This is a genomic window from Pseudomonas sp. DE0010 (assembly GCF_007680745.1).
GTDB lineage: Bacteria > Pseudomonadota > Gammaproteobacteria > Pseudomonadales > Pseudomonadaceae > Aquipseudomonas > Aquipseudomonas parafulva_B.
Map to the genome: position 1 here is coordinate 24,554 of NZ_VEJQ01000006.1, position 18,140 is coordinate 42,693.

At 55.6% G+C, this 18,140-nt stretch carries 18 protein-coding genes; 6 read left to right on the forward strand and 12 right to left on the reverse strand.

All coding sequences use genetic code 11. The features are described from left to right. Nucleotides 1–10: 10 nt before the first annotated feature. Nucleotides 11–2,140: a flagellar biosynthesis protein FlhA gene (gene flhA / locus FS767_RS06470; protein WP_058606080.1), complete on the reverse strand. Its 2,130-nt coding sequence runs from the start codon at nucleotides 2,138–2,140 to the stop codon at nucleotides 11–13. A gap of 733 nt (nucleotides 2,141–2,873) precedes the next feature. Here flhA and FS767_RS06475 point away from each other — a divergent pair. Then, nucleotides 2,874–3,491, forward strand: coding sequence for a GntR family transcriptional regulator (locus FS767_RS06475; RefSeq protein WP_371921576.1), 618 nt, complete (start codon nucleotides 2,874–2,876; stop codon nucleotides 3,489–3,491). 20 nt (nucleotides 3,492–3,511) lie between these two features. Here FS767_RS06475 and FS767_RS06480 read toward each other — a convergent pair whose 3' ends face one another. Further along, entirely contained in the window at nucleotides 3,512–4,564 is a 1,053-nt protein-coding gene (locus FS767_RS06480) for a D-alanine--D-alanine ligase family protein (protein ID WP_144964620.1), read from the reverse strand. Between the two features lie 97 nt (nucleotides 4,565–4,661). Between FS767_RS06480 and FS767_RS06485 the strand changes: the two genes are divergently transcribed. Genes FS767_RS06485 through FS767_RS06505 form a run of 5 tightly spaced genes read left to right on the forward strand, consistent with a single transcriptional unit; the run spans nucleotide 4,662 to nucleotide 10,447 of the window. Further along, complete coding sequence (locus FS767_RS06485) at nucleotides 4,662–6,293, forward strand: B12-binding domain/radical SAM domain-containing protein (protein ID WP_144964621.1); 1,632 nt, start codon at nucleotides 4,662–4,664, stop codon at nucleotides 6,291–6,293. Continuing rightward, nucleotides 6,283–7,467 (forward strand): PLP-dependent transferase, encoded by a 1,185-nt coding sequence (locus FS767_RS06490; RefSeq protein WP_144964622.1) that lies wholly within the window; start codon nucleotides 6,283–6,285, stop codon nucleotides 7,465–7,467. The genes FS767_RS06485 and FS767_RS06490 overlap by 11 nt, the downstream gene beginning before the upstream one ends. A 22-nt stretch (nucleotides 7,468–7,489) precedes the next feature. Continuing rightward, a complete protein-coding gene (locus tag FS767_RS06495) occupies nucleotides 7,490–8,389 on the forward strand; it encodes a hypothetical protein (RefSeq protein WP_144964623.1) in 900 nt (299 codons plus the stop codon). Beyond that, nucleotides 8,379–9,533, forward strand: a complete 1,155-nt coding sequence (locus FS767_RS06500; protein WP_144964624.1) for a cysteine desulfurase family protein — start codon at nucleotides 8,379–8,381, stop codon at nucleotides 9,531–9,533. Before FS767_RS06495 ends, FS767_RS06500 begins: the two co-directional genes overlap by 11 nt. Nucleotides 9,534–9,535: 2 nt before the next feature. Beyond that, nucleotides 9,536–10,447, forward strand: coding sequence for an ATP-grasp domain-containing protein (locus FS767_RS06505; RefSeq protein ID WP_144964625.1), 912 nt, complete (start codon nucleotides 9,536–9,538; stop codon nucleotides 10,445–10,447). A gap of 453 nt (nucleotides 10,448–10,900) precedes the next feature. On the opposite strand, the gene flhB is transcribed toward FS767_RS06505, so the two are convergent. The 10 genes from flhB to FS767_RS06555 all read right to left on the reverse strand — a co-directional run bounded on the left by flhB (nucleotide 10,901) and on the right by FS767_RS06555 (nucleotide 18,139). Then, the gene (flhB, locus tag FS767_RS06510; protein ID WP_144964626.1) at nucleotides 10,901–12,043 is read right to left on the reverse strand and encodes a flagellar biosynthesis protein FlhB; all 1,143 of its coding nucleotides are present in this window, start codon (nucleotides 12,041–12,043) and stop codon (nucleotides 10,901–10,903) included. Continuing rightward, nucleotides 12,044–12,820 (reverse strand): flagellar biosynthetic protein FliR, encoded by a 777-nt coding sequence (gene fliR / locus FS767_RS06515; protein WP_058606076.1) that lies wholly within the window; start codon nucleotides 12,818–12,820, stop codon nucleotides 12,044–12,046. A gap of 7 nt (nucleotides 12,821–12,827) precedes the next feature. Then, nucleotides 12,828–13,097, reverse strand: a complete 270-nt coding sequence (gene fliQ, locus FS767_RS06520) for a flagellar biosynthesis protein FliQ (protein ID WP_023533926.1) — start codon at nucleotides 13,095–13,097, stop codon at nucleotides 12,828–12,830. Between the two features lie 21 nt (nucleotides 13,098–13,118). Then, on the reverse strand, nucleotides 13,119–13,874 hold the full coding sequence (gene fliP, locus FS767_RS06525) for a flagellar type III secretion system pore protein FliP (RefSeq protein WP_023533994.1): 756 nt from the start codon (nucleotides 13,872–13,874) through the stop codon (nucleotides 13,119–13,121). Then, a complete protein-coding gene (fliO, locus tag FS767_RS06530) occupies nucleotides 13,871–14,320 on the reverse strand; it encodes a flagellar biosynthetic protein FliO (protein WP_144964627.1) in 450 nt (149 codons plus the stop codon). The genes fliP and fliO overlap by 4 nt, the downstream gene beginning before the upstream one ends. Further along, complete coding sequence (gene fliN / locus FS767_RS06535) at nucleotides 14,320–14,784, reverse strand: flagellar motor switch protein FliN (RefSeq protein WP_023533974.1); 465 nt, start codon at nucleotides 14,782–14,784, stop codon at nucleotides 14,320–14,322. Before fliN ends, fliO begins: the two co-directional genes overlap by 1 nt. A gap of 42 nt (nucleotides 14,785–14,826) precedes the next feature. Next, on the reverse strand, nucleotides 14,827–15,795 hold the full coding sequence (fliM, locus tag FS767_RS06540) for a flagellar motor switch protein FliM (protein WP_023533965.1): 969 nt from the start codon (nucleotides 15,793–15,795) through the stop codon (nucleotides 14,827–14,829). Between the two features lie 9 nt (nucleotides 15,796–15,804). Continuing rightward, nucleotides 15,805–16,302 carry a flagellar basal body-associated protein FliL gene (fliL, locus tag FS767_RS06545; protein ID WP_058606074.1) on the reverse strand — a complete coding sequence of 166 codons (498 nt, stop codon included), beginning with the start codon at nucleotides 16,300–16,302 and terminating at the stop codon, nucleotides 15,805–15,807. A 157-nt stretch (nucleotides 16,303–16,459) separates the two neighbouring features. Beyond that, the gene (locus tag FS767_RS06550; protein WP_144964628.1) at nucleotides 16,460–17,701 is read right to left on the reverse strand and encodes a flagellar hook-length control protein FliK; all 1,242 of its coding nucleotides are present in this window, start codon (nucleotides 17,699–17,701) and stop codon (nucleotides 16,460–16,462) included. A gap of 90 nt (nucleotides 17,702–17,791) precedes the next feature. After that, nucleotides 17,792–18,139, reverse strand: a complete 348-nt coding sequence (locus FS767_RS06555; RefSeq protein ID WP_058606072.1) for an Hpt domain-containing protein — start codon at nucleotides 18,137–18,139, stop codon at nucleotides 17,792–17,794. Nucleotide 18,140: the final 1 nt, after the last annotated feature.

Genomic DNA, 18,140 nt, shown 5'->3' on the forward strand with positions numbered 1-18,140 from the left:
ATCCACTACCTCAGCCATTAGGGCCCACGGTGGCAACGATGGTGACTTGCTTGTTGTCCGGTATTTCCTGATACGCCAGCACATGCAAATTCGGTACGGCCAGCCGACCGAAACGCGACAGCATGGCCCGGATCGGGCCGGCCACCAGGAGGATGGCCGGCTGGCCTTGCATCTCCTGGCGCTGTGCGGCTTCGATCAGTGAACGCTGCAGCTTTTCGGCCATGCTTGGTTCAAGAAGCACTCCGTCTTCCTGACCTTGCCCGGCCCTCTGTAGACTATTTAGCAAGATCTGTTCCAACCTGGGCTCCAGGGTTATCACAGGCAGCTCGGACTCAACGCCAACAATGCTTTGCACGATGGCGCGACACAATCCGACGCGCACCGCCGCGACCAAAGCGGCGGTATCTTGACTCTTTGCCGCGTTGTTGGCGATGGATTCGGCAATGCTACGAATATCGCGCACTGGCACCTGTTCTGACAACAAAGCCTGTAGGACTTTGAGAAGGCCTGACAGCGAAATGACACCCGGCACCAACTCTTCTGCCAGCTTAGGCGACGCCTTGGACAAGACTTGCAACAGTTGCTGCACTTCTTCGTGACCGATCAGCTCGTGGCAATGCTTCTGCAGGATCTGGTTGAGGTGAGTGGCTACCACGGTACTGGCGTCTACGACCGTATAGCCCAGCGACTGCGCCTGCGAGCGCTGACCGACGTCGATCCACACAGCCTCCAGGCCAAAGGCCGGGTCGCGGGCCGCGATGCCGTTGAGGCTGCCGAACACCTGCCCGGGGTTGATGGCAAGCTCGCGGTCCGGATAGATCTCTGCTTCAGCCAGGATCACCCCCATCAACGTCAGGCGATAAGCACTGGGCTGCAGGTCGAGATTGTCGCGGATATGCACGGTGGGCATGAGAAAGCCCAAGTCCTGGGACAGCTTCTTGCGCACGCCCTTGATCCGCGCCAGCAGCTGCCCGCCCTGGTTGCGATCGACCAATGGGATCAAGCGATAACCGACTTCCAGGCCGATCATGTCGATCGGGGTGACGTCGTCCCAGCCCAGCTCCTTGGTTTCGGCCGCCCGCTGTGGCGACGGCAGCAGCTCTTGCTGGCGCTGCGCTTCCTGCTGGGCCTGTACCTTGGTCTTTTGCTGTTTCTTCCATACCAGGTAGGCACCGCCGCCCGCCATCAGACCCAGGCTCAGGAACGCCAGGTGCGGCATGCCCGGCACCAGCCCCATGACGATCATGATGGCGCCGGACACGGCCAAGGCCCGGGGCGAGTCGAACATCTGACGGTTGATCAGCTTGCCCATGTCCTCCGAGCCCGAGGCACGGGTGACCATGATGGCTGCGGCGGTGGAGAGCAGCAGCGAGGGCAGCTGCGCCACCAGACCGTCACCAATGGTCAACAGGGCATACACCTTGCCGGCGTCGCCGAAGCTCATGCCATGCTGCAACATGCCGATCAGCATGCCACCGATCAGGTTGATAAACAGGATCAGCAGGCCAGCGATGGCGTCACCGCGCACGAATTTGCTGGCACCGTCCATCGAACCGTAGAACTCAGCCTCCTGGGCGACTTCGCTGCGGCGCGCCTTGGCTTGCGCCTGGTCGATCAGGCCAGCGTTCAGGTCGGCGTCGATGGCCATCTGCTTGCCCGGCATTGCATCGAGGGTGAAGCGTGCGCTGACCTCGGAGATACGCCCCGCACCCTTGGTCACCACCACGAAGTTGATGATCATGAGGATGGCGAAGACCACCGCACCGACCACGTAGTTGCCACCAATCACCACATCGCCGAAGGCCTGGATCACCATGCCCGCGGCGCCGTGACCTTCCTGGCCATGCAGCATGACCACACGGGTGGACGCCACGTTCAGCGCCAGTCGCAGCAAGGTCGCCACCAGCAGGATGGTGGGGAATGCGGCAAAGTCCAACGGGCGCAACGCGTACACGCTGACCAGCAGCACCACGATGGACAAGGCGATGTTGAAGGTGAAGAACACGTCGAGCAGGAACGGTGGTATTGGCAACATCATCATTGCCAGCATCACCAGCAGCAACAGCGGCACGCCGAGGTTGCCCCGTCCGAGACCGGCCAGGTTATGGCGAGCGTTGCTGATTAACTGAGTGCGATCCACCGCTAGTCCTCTTCTTGCAAAACTTTGACGCCAGAGCAGCGCTTGGGCGTGGCTCTGCAAAAAGCTTTCCAACTTTGAAGGCGGTGGTTGAATAAAATGCAGCCGCCACGCACTGGCGTTGAACGGCGACCCACGTTGCGGATTCATCACAGTACCAAGGCTCTGCATGAGAAATCCTGAGACGACGTCGGAACGAAAAATGAGCCGGTGCCAGCGTGGCGGTTCAGGCGCGGATGCCGTCAGAAACTCATTCGAGCCAAGCGGTTGTGGTAGGACCGCTGCAATCAGATAGCCCAGGCTGAGTTGAAATCGCACGAAACGTCTTTAATAGAGCATCGATAACTAATTAGCCCCCCTGTCGACTGGAGACAAAGGCCTCTCATACAAGGCGACAAACCCGGATCTCAATCCTAGATGTGCGGCGAGCACAGAGGCGACTCGGGGCAACCACTGCACCCGCTTCACTCAATCACGCTACTGGATGCGGATTGTCGCCATTTCCGACGCACAAAATGTAAAAGCTAACGGTAAAGAGCATCAGCGACATGGAGAGCTTATCTGCACCTACCCTGCATTCAGTCACTTCGAGGCTCTGTGCAAAGCCGTCAGGCTGTATGGCTGGGATAGCAGCGATATGCTACCTTCGGCAGCCTCGTAAACGCCCCTGGAGATGAGTGTGCCTCCGCTTCCCGACAGCTTTATCGTGCCAACAGGTTATCAGCAAAAAACCGCCATGGCGTTTGTCGCTGACTCAATTCGCAACGGAATTCTCTCGGGCATGATTCCAGAAGGAACGCCACTACGCCAAGATGAGTTAGCGGCTAAATTCGGTGTAAGTCGCATGCCTGTTCGCGATGCGATCAGACAGCTTGAAGCGGAAGGGCTTGTTACCTCCGAACCCCATAAAGGTGCGTTTGTATCTATCATGACGATTGACGATGTCGTGGAGATTTATGACATGCGCATCATGGCAGAAACGACAGCTTTGGACTTGGGTTTTAGTGACATTTCGAATGAAGACATTGTGGAGATGGAACAGCGTATCCATGCAATCAACACGGCTCGAAACCAACACGCGCTAGGTGAGCTAAACGAGCAATTTCACTATTTTCTTTATGCACGATCAAGTCGTCCTCGCTTGCTGGCACTTATCAAATCGCTTCATCGAGCAGTCGACAGACACCTCCGTTTTTTACTGACCAACTTGGATTATCATCAGAAATCTCAGGACGATCATATTGCTATTCTCGCGGCTTGCCGTGCAGGTGACCGTGAGCTAGCAAAACGGATTCTACGCCTTCACCTGGAAGCAGGGAGAGATGAGATCGTAAAATTCTTGAGACGTAAGTAGAAGTCACATCCCGCCAATAATCACGGCTGCGGCGAAGGCCCTAGTACCACTGTCTTGACCAGCTCATCTGCAATGGAAGCAAGTGAAAACCCTGCGGCTTCAAACATCTTGGGGTACATGCTGGCACCTGTAAAACCGGGCAAAGTGTTCACTTCATTCAGAATGACTTCATCATCCAGAAGGAAAAAATCAATCCTGGCCAGCCCTTGAAGTCCCAAACACCTAAACACTTCAAGAGACAGGCTTTGGATACGCGCAGACAAAGTAGATGAGACGGGACTAGGCACAAGAAGTGTTGAGGGCTGATGGGTAGAGTACTTAGCATCATAATTATAAAAATCGTATCCGCTGGCGGGTAGAATTTCACCCGGCGGTGATGCTACGGTTCGCCCATCGCTCTCCAGAATTCCGCACTCAATTTCTCTCCCTTTGATTTCCTTTTCAACGATCACCTTGGGATCGAGGCGCTGAGCTGCCGCGTAAGCTTCAAGGTATTCTGCCTCGCATGTGACCCGTGCCACACCAATGGAAGATCCACAGGCAGCAGGTTTCACGTACAGCACTTCCCCGCCTAGTGACTCTACAAGATACCTCCAAGGCAACATCTCATGACCTGCAACCCAAGGGGCAACCTTGATTCCCGCCGCACTCACGAGTCGCTTGGTCATGTCTTTATCAATGGCCACGGCAGAGCCGAGTATTCCAGAACCTACGCACGGAATGCCACACATTGCACCCAGCCCTTGTATCGCACCGTCTTCCCCATACCGCCCATGAAGGGCGGGAAACATCAGGTCAATAGCAATCTCCTTCAAAGCGGATCCGGCGTCTGAATAAATCAATACCGGCCTACCTGGCTGAAGCGTCAGGACAGGTGCGGCAGTGTCGACTTGGTCAGGAAATTCGCGCGGCTGGCCTTGGTAATGCCAGACACCGGCGGTGTCGATTCCTACGCAATGAACCCGGTAACCCGATGAAGTCAAGGCTTCGTACAGGCTGCGAGCAGACATAAGGGAGACGGCGTGCTCAGCACTTTTGCCACCAAAGATTAGCGCAATAACATTTTGTTTCATTTTAAGTCTTCCACCAAGCTTCTGTTCGGCTACTGTATCCAATATCCAAAAGTGATAGCAATGGCATGGACGCCCTTCCTGAAGAAATGGACGCCCTATGCCTTCCTCTACTCAGCATGGCTTCGCTTATAGCGGCTCTCTCACCCATCATTTAGGCCAGGGCTACAACCGCCAGATCCGAGCCGTCGCGGTTTCGGCTCCGGAGTGCCTCACGGGCGCAAAATCCAGCGGGGCTTTGAACAGTTGCGATCCTGTGAGCCTCTTTAACGCCTGCAGGCATGCTGCGTATCTCGCTCAGATTGAAGGAAGTGCTTGGGCAGACAGCACTTGGGCAAAGGGATGCTACGAAGCAAGAGATTGCTTCATGCTCATGTACTCTTTAGACGACATGCCCGCGTTTGAAACGCTCCTGCTCACGCAAAAACCCAATCTAGTCCTGATTGGAGCTATGACGCTGTGCATGCCGGGGGCGGTGCACTGCGCTCAACTAGTTCGGAAGCTTTTAGGTGATGGCCCCGTCATAATCCTAGGCGGACGCCATGTGAATGAGACGCTCTATTTAGACAACGAAAGAAAGAGAAATCCATGTGATGTCAAACATCACAAAGCTTCTCCGGGCCGGCTGATCAGAGAGCACAAGATCCCTCCACTCTTCGATATAGTTATCTCAGGGGAAGCTGAAATTATTATCAGTGCTATTGGGGAAGCACTGGCGCGGGCAGATAGGCTCAGCATCGAAACAATTGCAGGTCTTTTAAGCGTTGATATTCCAGGATTGTGGATCGTCGATTTTCCGAAAATTGGCATGACGCAAGTGAGCCGGGGCGTGCGACTGGACCAAAATCGACTGCCATCAGCAATCGAAATCTTTGGAGTTAAAAGCTCATTTGGTGTATTTGGAAATCGCCTAACGTCTCACGCTTTCAGCTATACCGGAAGGGGTTGTTTCTACGACTGTTCGTTCTGTAGTGAGCGTCGAAGCGTTGCAGGCGGCATTTACGATGCCGCGGGCGCACCATTGAGAATATATAAGCAGTTTCAGAAAACCCTCTTAGCTAGCCAAAATGATCCGCGCGGACGCAAAGCAAGTGCATTCGTTGAAGACTCTATATTCCTAAACGGCAGCCCTACCCAAATCAATGCCCTGTGTGAACTCATGGAACTAAACCCTCTGGATCTTATATTTGGAGGGCAGTTTACAATCGATTTAATCATTGAGCGCCGCACGCTAATCGAACGACTTTCGAACAACGGACTTCGCTATGTCTTCTTGGGGTTAGAGACATTGGAACCTGATGCAATTGGCGGAATGAGTAAAGATATCGGAGGTGCCCATTCTTCCTGGGAAGAGCGATTTCATGAAGTACTGAAGATACTAATCAATCAGAAAATCTCCTGTGGCTGCGCACTGTTATTTGGCCTAGGGGAAAGCCAATCCAGCCGTGAACATCTGTTGCAGGCACTTAGTACGCTTAAACGAACAATCGGGCAGCCAATCGCTTTGAGTATCAATTGGGCTGTTCAACATCCATTGAAAAGCTGCCCCGAAAGTGAGAAGTACGACTATTTGCAGTGGGGCACACCAACGGGAGAGCTTCTTGATCTCTTTCATAGGTTCGGCGAAGCATCCCTGCTTTACCCACTCAGCGGCGTTGCCCCCCCGCAGCTAGCCGACGTAGCTGCGATTATTAAGCACTTAGACACGTTCGAGGCCTTGAATGAAAATTAATAGCTCGACGTATTTCGCCCACGTTGGAATATTCCCTGTAGGCAAAGTTCATTCGCTCCAAACACCCTCCATGGACTGTACCACCTACGTTACCAATACCGTAGATTCGCTCATGCCTATCAACGCCAATAGCTTGCAGTGTAGCAGCGACTCGCCGGTTGAAGGGCTTTACTATGGAGGTATCGATACTCCTACGACTCGCAAAGCGGCTCAACAGATTGCACTGATGGAAAAAGGTAATTATTCCGTACTCGCTCCCTCTGGGCAGAGTGCATTACATCTCTTACTACTTGCGCTAACAAGGCCTGGCGATCATATTTTGGTGGGCGACACGGTGATTTACACGACACGTTGGCTTCTTGAGCACTTTCAACAAAAAGGTGTAGAAATTGAATACTTTGAGCCGTGTCAAGCGCGTGTATTGGATAAAAAACTTACAAGCAGAACCCGTCTTGTTATTTGGGAGACGCCAGGTTCTTATACATACGAACTAATTGATTCAGCCGCAATTATTGAGGCCTGCAAACACCATCCAGCGTTAATGGCCGTGGATAATACGTGGTCTGCGTCAACGCATTCATTCCCTCTGGTCATGAATGCTGACCTCTGCATTTTATCCCTGAGTAAATCACATGCCGCAGTGGAAGGGGTATCGCTCGGCGCGCTCGTCACTCTAAACCCTGAAATTTTCAAAATCTTGAAGCAAGCTTCGGCACTGGTAGGGAACCATGTGAGCTCATACGCCTGCGCCGCCGCCCTCCGCTCGATAAGTACGCTTGGGGCGCGACTCCAGATTCAACAGATGTCTACCGTCGCCGTTATAAGATATCTCGAAAGGCAGCCGAAAGTCATCAGGATATTACATCCATCGGTACAGCACTCAGAACCTGAACTGGCTAGATATTCCATCGAAGGGCACAACAGCCTAGTGACTGTGCAATTGGCATTTACCAAACCGGTGCTCCTACGGAAGCTTGACCAATTGAGCATAATAAAAATTGGTTATGGATGGGGAGGAACCGTCAGCCTTGTAACTCCGATAGACATAGACAACAACCCCTCGGCGGCACGAATGAATATAACCGATGCTTGTATTCGTATTTATATTGGCCTTGAACACCCGAATGATCTCATTGAGGATCTGCAACACGCGTTTTTCGATCGTTTATCATAAACTTGCAAAAGGCGAATCAGTGATGAACACCATCCACACGCAAGATCGCTACGTTTTTTCCGAAGACGAACTCCTTGCGGAAATATTCAAATTCTATCAAACAGCCAACTCTAAAAGTCTGCACATCATGTGTGGCCATTTCATGCTCTTTTATGACAAAAGCAGCAATAAACTCGTACCCGGAATATTTGAAGATATTGCTGACGAGCCGCTGAGATCAATCATCAAGGACCGAGTAGGCATTTTCCCGTCCTATTCATGGGATCTAGGCATAACAATTTCAGATAGCTACATGAGAGCTACTGGCTTAACAGCACATTTAATTTTACTGATAAATGACTGGCAATATACACCACCACTCCATGCTTCCAAGCACTTAAGAGCGAATTTTTATTCCTCGTTCAATCTTCCTCCCAAAACATACGCTACCAGGCTCAAGCGGAGTTCGCTCACCGCAATTCAGAACATAGCCGCAAGTCGAAAGCATTGTTTATGTTTCCCCGAAACATGGTTAAAGAATCGTTTTCAGAACGAGGCCACTCGCCTAGTGAAGCAGGGAAAGCTCCAGAGTCGATCCCTACCTGACAAACCGGAAATGTCTGAAATTTCCTACATCGACTCAACAGGCCATGAGATGCCGCTAGTGTCCTGCGGCATGACAGCATGCGCAGGTGAAATCACGGAAATGATTTCTGAAGCTTACCGAGGTGGAGCTCGCCTGCTTGTGCTACTCGCACCCAGCGAATGTCACAACCCTATCCGAAAAGGTGTAGAAATCGCATTAAGCCTATATAACCTAGATCCAATGAAAGTATTAGTCGCTGATCTTGGAGGCGCTGGCGAGACCACGAGTGCAGAAATCTATACGCGCGGCGTTCACATGGTAATATACTCGACCGCGGATGATATAAATGAACAATAATCAGATTATTTATCTCGACGCAGCCGCGTCCATGCCCTGCGCCCATGACGTGATTACAGCGATGATGTCCTGCAGCGTTAGCAATTACGGCAACGCCTCGTCCAACCATATTATGGGCAGACGCGCGAAAATCGCTATTCATGAGGCCACCCGACTATTAGCCAGATTAATCAACTGCTCAATGAGCGAAATCACTTATACCGCCGGCGCCACTGAAAGCAACAACTTGGTGATTTTAGGCTGCGCTGAACCCGGCAGCAATATAATTATCAGCCCCATAGATCATAAGTCCATATTAGCTTCAGCCGATGAGGTAAAAACTCGCAGCATCGAAGTCAGAAGAATGAAGGTAGACAGCCACGGTAGAATCGATATCAACCACCTGCGCCATCTCATAGACTCTTCTACAAGCCTCATTTCCCTGTCGTACGTAAATTCTGAAATTGGGACTTATCAAAACCTCGCAAATATCCGTAGCGCGATAGCTAACAGCAAAGCCATTCTCCATGTTGACGCTTCCCAAGCACTGGGTCGCCTACCCATAGATGTGAGAAAGTATGGAATCGACTGCGCGTCTTTCTCCGCTCATAAAATTGGAGGACCTAAGGGAATAGGGGCACTCTATACTTCGTCAAGATCAATGCATAGACTTCGGCCAATCACGTTTGGAGGTGCACAATCTGAACTGCGCAGCGGCACACTTCCTACCCCGTTGATCGTGGGATTCGGAGTAGCGGCGAAACTGATCGCGGAGAAGAATTTACGTGCAGCTTGGAAGTCCGCAATGTTAAGAAGACGTCTGATACTAAATATCCTCACTCAGCAGGGGATCCACTACCAGCTCAACTCACCCCTAACACGTTCTACACCTCACATCCTGAACCTTTCGATACCTGGAGTACGCTCAGAAACACTCATAAACTGTCTTTCTAGCGTCTGCATATCCTCTGGATCGGCATGCAATACACATAATTTATCCCCGTCGCACGTTATCACAGGGATTGGTCACTCTAAAGCGCGCGCGGAATGCGCGCTTCGAATCTCTTACGCATCCGATATCGATATCGACGAACTGCAGGTCGGCGCAGAACGCATTGCCTCAACTTTGAAACTCTTGAACAACTTGACCCGGGAGCACCCATAAAAATGTGCGAAAATATTGCAATTATTACAGGTGGCAATTCATCCGAGCGCGAAGTTGCTGAGCAAACCGCTGCAACGGTGTCTCGATCACTGTCAAAACAACACATTCCCCATTGTGTCTTCAACATAACGCGCATCAATGATCTGTATCAATTAGATCTCACAGCGTTCACGCGGGTCTTTCTAGCACTGCACGGGGGTTTCGGCGAGGATGGTCAAGCACAATCCTACTTAGATTCTCAAGGTATCTCCTACAACGGTCCATCGCCGACTGCAAGCGCTATTTGCATGGACAAGATCCTGACAAAGCTTATCGCCAAAGGACTGGACATCAACGTTCCAAACTATCTTGATTTATCTGATACCTCCCTCTCGTTTCAGGACGTTACAAACAAAATCGGAACGCATATGGTAGTAAAACCTATAAGAGAGGGTTGTAGTTTTGGAGTTTCGCTGGTCGAAAACGAGCCTGACGTATTTCATGAAGCGAGGCAACATGCATTGAGTTTTAAAGCGGGCGTCGTAGCTGAAGAGTATATACCCGGCCCTGAACTTTCTGTCAGCTTCCTCGCAGGCGAATTATTGCCATCGTTTAAGCTCGACTTTGAAACACCCTTTTTTTCCTATGAAGCGAAATTCTCCTCCTCGCATACTACTGCCTCACTCATTCATCTAAAGAGCGCCACCCAAAACAAGCTCAGAAGAGACTGCAAAATAATAGCACAAGCCATAGGTCTTGATTATTTCAGGGCAGACATCATCATAAATAATGATCTACCCTATCTCATCGAACTAAACACGCTCCCAGGGTTAACCAGCCACAGTTTATTCCCTAAGGCGTGTATGTCACATGGCTGGTCCCTTGACAATCTCATCCTTTACCTCAACAACCTCACCCCCGCAAAGAGGGTGTAAAGATTGCCGGCACTTTGCAATGATAAGCTAAAACCGCTCTTCGTCTTCGTATCTCAGCCGGGGTTTCGCCGCGTGCACACTGGAATTTTTACGAGAAGCCTAGTGAGTGCACGCGGTGAATAAATATTCCAAATACTCATGGAGTATTCCGCCTATTCTTTTCAGCATTCACCGGTTATCGTTCGGCCAGGCCATCCGCTTGAAACCATCCTACAGACTTTAGAAAGCAGTGCTCAAAGCGGCGAGCCCATCGAGAACTTACACTGAAGGCAAAGTAATTGGCCATAGCTCAGCATGCCGCACGAGACGTCGCCGCTTGATCCGAACCGGAAGAAAGCGCTTTTAAGCTCAGCTTCACCTTCACGAAAGCTCAGAAGCTTCGGACAACGCAACGTCTTTACTTGAACTCAATCCGATGCATGTTTATTCAAGCCCAACGGACAAGCCTCGCGTTTATGCATCTCGCTGTAGATCCGACGGAATGGGCAAGTCAGTCTTCAGCGGATCTGGCCGCTTGCCCTTGCCTGCGTGGTACTGACGGATCTGGAAGACGTACGCCAACACCTGAGCCACCGCCAGGTACAGGCCGGCAGGAATTTCATGCTCCACCTCGGTGGAGTAGTAGATCGCCCGAGCCAAGGCGGCGGATTCGAGAATCTGGATCTTGTGCTCAGCGCCGATCTCGCGAATCTTCAAAGCCATGAAGTCGCTACCCTTGGCCAACAGCAAGGGGGCCGAATTCCCGTTCTCCGGATCGTACTGCAGGGCGACGGCGTAGTGGGTCGGGTTGGTGATGATCACATCGGCCTGGGGCACAGCCGCCATCATTCGCCGCTGCGACACCTCGCGTTGCAACTGGCGGATACGCTGCTTGACCTCGGGCTTGCCCTCGCTGTCCTTGTACTCGTCGCGCACTTCCTGCTTGGTCATCTTCATTTTCTTGTGGGTTTGCCACAGCTGGAACGGGGCGTCGGCGGCGGCGATCAGCAACAGCCCGGCCGACATCCACAGCGCGCTCCACCCCACCACTTGCAAGCTGTGGATGATCGCCTGCTCCAGCGGTTCGTTGGCGATTGACAGCAGGGCTTGACGGTCGCTGGCGAGCACCGCCACGGCCACCACCAGGATCACGAAGAACTTGGCCAGCGCCTTGAGCAACTCGGTCAGGGCATGCATCGAGAACATGCGCTTGATGCCAGAAAGCGGGTTCATTCGGCTGAATTTGGGTTGCAGCAAGCTGCCGGAGAAGACGAAACCGCCCAGTACGATCGGTGCAACGAAAGAGATCACGAATAGAAGTATCAGAATCGGCTGTACGGCCCAGATGGCCATTTTGCCGGAGGTGAGCAAGAACGCCCCCATGGACCGCTCATCGACGATGATCTCGCGGGTCAGGCTGAAATTCATGCGCATCATTTCCAGCAGGGTCTCGGCCAGATACCCGCCGAAGGCTAGCACGCCACCGGCACCGGCCAGGGTTACCGAAACAGTGTTCAGCTCCTTGGAGCGGGCGATCTCCCCTTTTTCCCGCGCATCGCGCTTGCGCTTCTCGGTGGGTTCCTCTGTCTTGTCCTGACCGCTTTCGCTTTCCGCCATTCAACCGGCCCTCGCCAAATCGCGTAGCCACAGCAGCGTTTCGCTGGCCAACGCCTGGTAATGGGACAACACATCGGCAAGGCCGATCCAGAAAATAAGCATGCCCATGACCAAGGTCAGCGGGAAACCAATGGAAAAAATATTCAACTGCGGCGCCGCACGGGTCATCACGCCAAAGGCAATATTGACGACCAACAAGGCTGCGATCACCGGCAGGATCAATATCAGCCCGGCGCCGAACACCCACGCCATGCGCCCCACCAACTCCCAAAAATGAGTGACCACCAGGGCATTGCCCACCGGGAGCGTGGTAAAGCTCTCGGTCAGCACTTCGAACACCACCAGATGGCCGTTCATCAGCAGAAACAGCACGCTCACCAGCATGGTCATGAACTGACTGATCACCGTCACGTTGACCCCGTTGCCAGGGTCCACCATCGAGGCGAATGCCATCCCCATCTGCACCGCCACGATCTGCCCGGCGATCACGAAGGCCTGGAAAAGCAACTGCAACGCCAGACCGAACATAGTGCCGACGATGATCTGCTCGGCACACAGCAGCGCCCCTTTGAGGCTCAACGGATCGAACGGCGGCAGTGGCGGGAGCGCCGGTACGATGACCACGGTGATCGCCACGGCAACGTACAGGCGCACCCGCGCCGGCAACATGCGCGTGCCGAAGATGGGCATGGTCATCAGCACCGCCGTCACCCTGAACAGCGGCAGGATGAAGGTGGCCACCCATGTGCCGATTTGCGTGTCGGTCAGCTCAAGCATCGGCGCATCAACCGATGAGCTGGGGGATGTTGGTGTACAGGGTGGTGATGTACTCCATGAACTTCTGCACCAGCCAAGGCCCGGCCACGATCAGCGTGATCAGCATCACCAGCAGGCGCGGCAGAAAGCTCAGGGTTTGCTCGTTGATCTGGGTGGCGGCCTGGAACATGGCCACGATCAGGCCCACCAGCAGGCTGGGGACCACCAGCACGGCGACCATCAGCGTGGTCAGCCACAGGGCGTCGCGAAACAGGTCGACGGCTACTTCAGGCGTCATGCACGGCCCTCCCAGGCAAAGTCACACACCACCGAAACTGCTGGCCAGCGTGCCCATGATCAAGGCCCAGCCATCGACCAGCACGAACAGCATGATCTTGAACGGCAACGAGATGATCAGCGGCGACAGCATCATCATGCCCATGGCCATGAGCACGCTGGCCACCACCATGTCGATGATCAGAAACGGAATGAAGATCATGAAGCCGATCTGGAAGGCCGTCTTGAGTTCCGAGGTGACGAAGGACGGCACCAGGATACTCAGCGGCACCTGGTCGGGGCTGGCGATGTCGGTGCGCTTGGACAGGCGCATGAACAGGTCCAGATCGCTCTGCCGGGTCTGGGCCAGCATGAAGTCCTTGAGCGGGCCCTGCGCACGGTCGATGGCCTGCTGTGCGGTCAACTGCTCGTTCAGGTAAGGCTGCAAGGCCGTCTGGTTGATGCGGTCGAACACCGGCGCCATGATGAACAGGGTCAGGAACAGCGCCATGCCGGTCAGAATCTGGTTCGACGGCGTCTGCTGCAGCCCCAGCGCCTGGCGCAGGATGGAAAAGACGATGATGATCCGGGTGAAGCTGGTCATCAGGATGACGAACGCTGGAATGAAGCTCAGCGCCGTCATGATCAACAGGATCTGCAGGCTGACCGAATACTCCTGCTGCCCATCGGTACCGTTGGACAGGGTGATGGCTGGAATCGACAGCGGGTCGGCAGCCAGTGCCAACGGCGCCGCCAACAGCAGCGCCAAGGTGAACAACAGTCGCAGCGCTGCGCTCATCGGGTCTTGTCCTTAAGGTCCTTGCCCATCAGTTCCATCAGCCGCTGGGCGAACTCAGGCGTCGCCTGGCGAGCCCCCTGGGGTACATCCACAGGCTCGGCCAGCACATGCAACGCTTCGATGCTGCCGGGTGTATGACCAATGAGGATCTGTTCCTTGCCCACCTGCACCAGCAGCAGGCGATCACGCGGCCCGATGGCGCGGCTGCCGATGATGTCGATCACCTGACTGCCCTTGACCGCCGAGCCTTGCATCCGGCGCAGCAGCCAGGCGAGCAGGAAGATCAGCCCGACCACCAGCAGCAGGCCGAAGACCATCTGGGCCAGTTGCCCGCCCAGGCTTCCTGGCGGGTTGGCCGGCGTTGCGGCAGGCGTGGCGGCGGCCAGGCATACCTGGCTGGCCAGTGCCGCGGCAGCCGCTGCGATGACGCGCACCCTGGCCTTCATCAACGCAGCTTCTTGATGCGTTCGCTGGGGCTGATCACGTCCGTCAGGCGGATGCCGAACTTCTCGTTGACCACCACCACTTCGCCATGGGCGATCAGCGTGCCATTGACCAGCACGTCCAGGGGCTCGCCTGCCAGGCGGTCCAGCTCGATCACCGAACCCTGGTTGAGCTGCAGCAGGTTGCGGATGTTGATTTCGGTGCTGCCCACTTCCATCGAGATGCTCACCGGGATGTCGAGAATCACATCCAGGTTCGGGCCTTCGAGGCTGACATTGGCATTGGGCTTGGGCGAGCTGGCGAACTCTTCCATCGGCAGACGACCGGGCCCCTGATTCTGGCTGGTATCGCCCAGCAGCGCATCGATGTCGGCCTGGCCGGCCGCACCGGTTTCTTCCAGCGCAGCAGCCCACTCATCGGCGAGCGCCTGGTCCTCTGGAGAGGTGATCTCGTTTTCGTTAGCCATGATTTCCTCGACAGGCATTCAATTCGTTGGGAGCGGCCGCCATCAGCGGCGTTCGATCGGGTCGATGATCTGCAGCGCCAGGTTGCCCTTGTGCGAGCCCAGGCGCGCCTTGAATGCCGGCACGCCGTTGGCGCGCAGCACAAGGTGCTCGGGCAGCTCGACCGGGATGACGTCCCCGGGCTGCATGTGCAGGATGTCCCGCAGTTTGAGCTGACGCCTGGCTACCGTGGCCGTCACCGGCACGGCGACATCAAGCACGTCCTCACGCAGCGCCTTGACCCAGCGTTCGTCCTGGTCGTCCAGGTCGGACTGGAAGCCGGCGTCGAGCATTTCACGTACCGGCTCGATCATCGAGTACGGCATGGTCACGTGCAGGTCGCCCCCGCCGCCGTCGAGCTCGATATGGAACGTGGACACCACCACCGCCTCGCTGGGGCCGACGATGTTGGCCATGGCCGGGTTGACCTCGGAGTTCATGTACTCGAAGTTCACCTCCATGATCGCCTGCCAGGCCTCCTTGAGGTCGATGAAGCACTGGTCCAGCACCATGCGCACTACGCGCAACTCGGTCGGGGTGAACTCGCGGCCTTCGATCTTGGCGTGCCGGCCGTCCCCGCCGAAGAAGTTGTCCACCAGCTTGAACACCAGCTTGGCGTCGAGGATGAACAGCGAGGTGCCGCGCAGCGGCTTGATCTTGACCAGGTTGAGGCTGGTGGGCACGTACAGCGAATGCACGTACTCACCGAACTTCATCACCTGCACGCCGCCCACGGCCACATCGGCCGAGCGGCGCAGCAAGTTGAACATGCTGATGCGGGTGTAACGGGCAAATCGCTCGTTGATCATCTCCAGGGTCGGCATGCGGCCCCGGACGATACGGTCCTGACTGGTCAGGTCATAGCTTTTGATACTGCCAGGTTCGGATGCACTTTCAGTCTGCACCAGGCCATCGTCGACGCCATGCAGCAGGGCATCGATCTCATCCTGGGACAGCAGGTCCTGTACGGCCATTGCGTGCTCCTACTGCAATACGAAATTGGTGAACAGCAACTGGTCAATCACAGGCTTGCCGACTTCTTTCTGGGCGACTTCCTGCACCACGACGGTCGCTTTCTGGCGCAGCATTTCCTGGCCGACCGAGCTGCTGGCCAGGGTCTCGAAGCCGACCCCGGAGAACATCATCACCAGGTTGTTACGTATGACTGGCATGTGCACTTTAAGGGCATCGAGGTCAGCCTGATTGCGCCCCTGCAAGGTGATGCTGACCTGCATGTAGCGCTGGCGACCATTCTGGTTGAAGTTCACCACGAACGCGGGCGTGAGCGCTTCGTAGATGGCCGCTGGCTTGGTGGTACTGGCGCCTTCCTGTTCAGCAGGGGCAGGCTCGCTCTTGTGCATGATGAACCACGTGGCGCCCACGGAGATGCCTACGGCCACCAGCAGGCCACCCACGGCCAGGAGGATCAGTTTGAGTTTGCCTTTTGGGGCAGGGTCTTTGACTGCTTCGGTATTCGCCATGCCAATATTCCGTCGTCCATCGGGAGTAACTGGGAAGATGGCTTGGGGTGAGCAAGTGTTATGCCAAATACGCGAGCGTCAAGGCATGCCGGGGATAGCAGCAGTAGCGTGCGAACAAAAACCGGGGCTGTTTAGCAGCCACTGCCCTTCATGTGCCTCAGGCGTAGTAATCCACAGCGCTATCCCCGATCACGACCTGCTGCTCCACAGGCCGTTCTCGCTCGGCAGCGTCGACCGACCCCTCCCCTGCACGCGCAGCAACGCCGGACAGGCTACTGCCCCCCTGCCCTTGCGCCGCCTGCCCGTGTTGCTGCTGACCACGCGACTGGTCGGCCACATTGACATCCGGCTGGGCCAGGCCCTGCTGGGCAAAGAGTTCGCGCAGCCGGTGCACCTGGCTGTCCAGCGTATCGCGCACACCGACGTGGCCGCTGATGAAGGTCACCTGGGTGGCCTGGTCGGCGGCGACATTGACGCGGATGTTCAAGCGCCCCAGCTCGGCGGGCTCGAGCTGGATATCGGCCGACTTGAGGTTCTGGCTGGACAGGTACATGACCCGGCTCACCAGCCCCTCGGTCCAGGCGTTCTGGTTCATCGAGAGCGGCTGCTGCAACGGGTTGGGGTTAACCGGCACGGCGTTGGCCGTCTTGGCCGTTGCGGCCTGGGTGAGGTTGGCCAGGCGGCTGGCGAAGTCGTCGATACGGGTATCGCTGCTGGCGCCCTTGGTGTCTTTCAACCCTTCTTCGAGCAATGCGCCGAAGGCCTTTTCACCGGTGTCGGTGGAGGCTTCCTCGGCCCCTTGACCCGCCTGCGCCAAGGTATTGACGGATGCAGCCTGAGCCTGCTGCTGACCCGGGTCTACGGCATGGGCCGAGGTTGCCCCCTTGGCCTGGGCACTGTGCTCCAGCGCCAGGCGCAGGGTAGGCAGGTTCGCCAGGGCATCGACAGCAGGGTCGAAGTCCGGCGCTTCTTCGGACGGCGGCTGATCATTGGCAGCCTGCAAGACAGGCGCTACTGCCTCGGCCTGGGCCTGGATCAACTGGGCGCCAGGCTGCGCATCAGTGACCTGCCCGGCAACCAGGCTGGCATCGCGCATACCCGTATCGGCCTGGGTCGCTTGCTCGGTTGGCGAGCCATTGCCGTCATCGGCAACGGCGCGCTTGTCAGCGGGCTTGCTTTTGCCGCTTGAGGTCCCCTCAGCCTTGTCAGCGGCCTTGCTCGCAGCAGGCTTGTCTGCAGCACCGGCAACCTTGTCACGTCCCTGCTTGGCCATCACCTGACCGAAGCCATCGCCCTGCTCGCCCAGTGTCTGCTGGGGTTTGGCGGCTGTGGCGCTAGCAGAGCGGGATGCGTCGGCCTTGATGTTGGCTTGCAGCAAAGGGTTGGATGCAACAGGCATTGAGCACTCTCCGCGCCATAAACAAAATGATCACGGGTATTACCCAGCAAAACTCGCGCCAACTAATACAGAGGCGGTAAGCGCATGGGGCTAACCGGCCGATATACGATGATGTTCGGCCCGGTAGAAGCGCTGCACCTCGGCAAACTCCACATCAATACGGTTGATGAGGTCTTCGATGCCCAGCAGCGGAGGATGGCGGGCCTTGTCCTCAAGTTCCTGGCAAAGGGTTGCCAACGCAACGGCGCCCATGTTGCTGCTGCTGCCTTTGAAACTGTGGGCGGCGGCGCCGAGTTCAACTGCGCTGCGGGCAGCGTGAAGCTGGCCAAGGCGCCGTTCAGAGTCGTCCAGGAAGGTTTGCACCAGCTGCAGATAGCCGTCTTCCATGATTTCACGCAGGTCACTGAGTACCTTGTGGTCGATATGCATGTCAGCCACT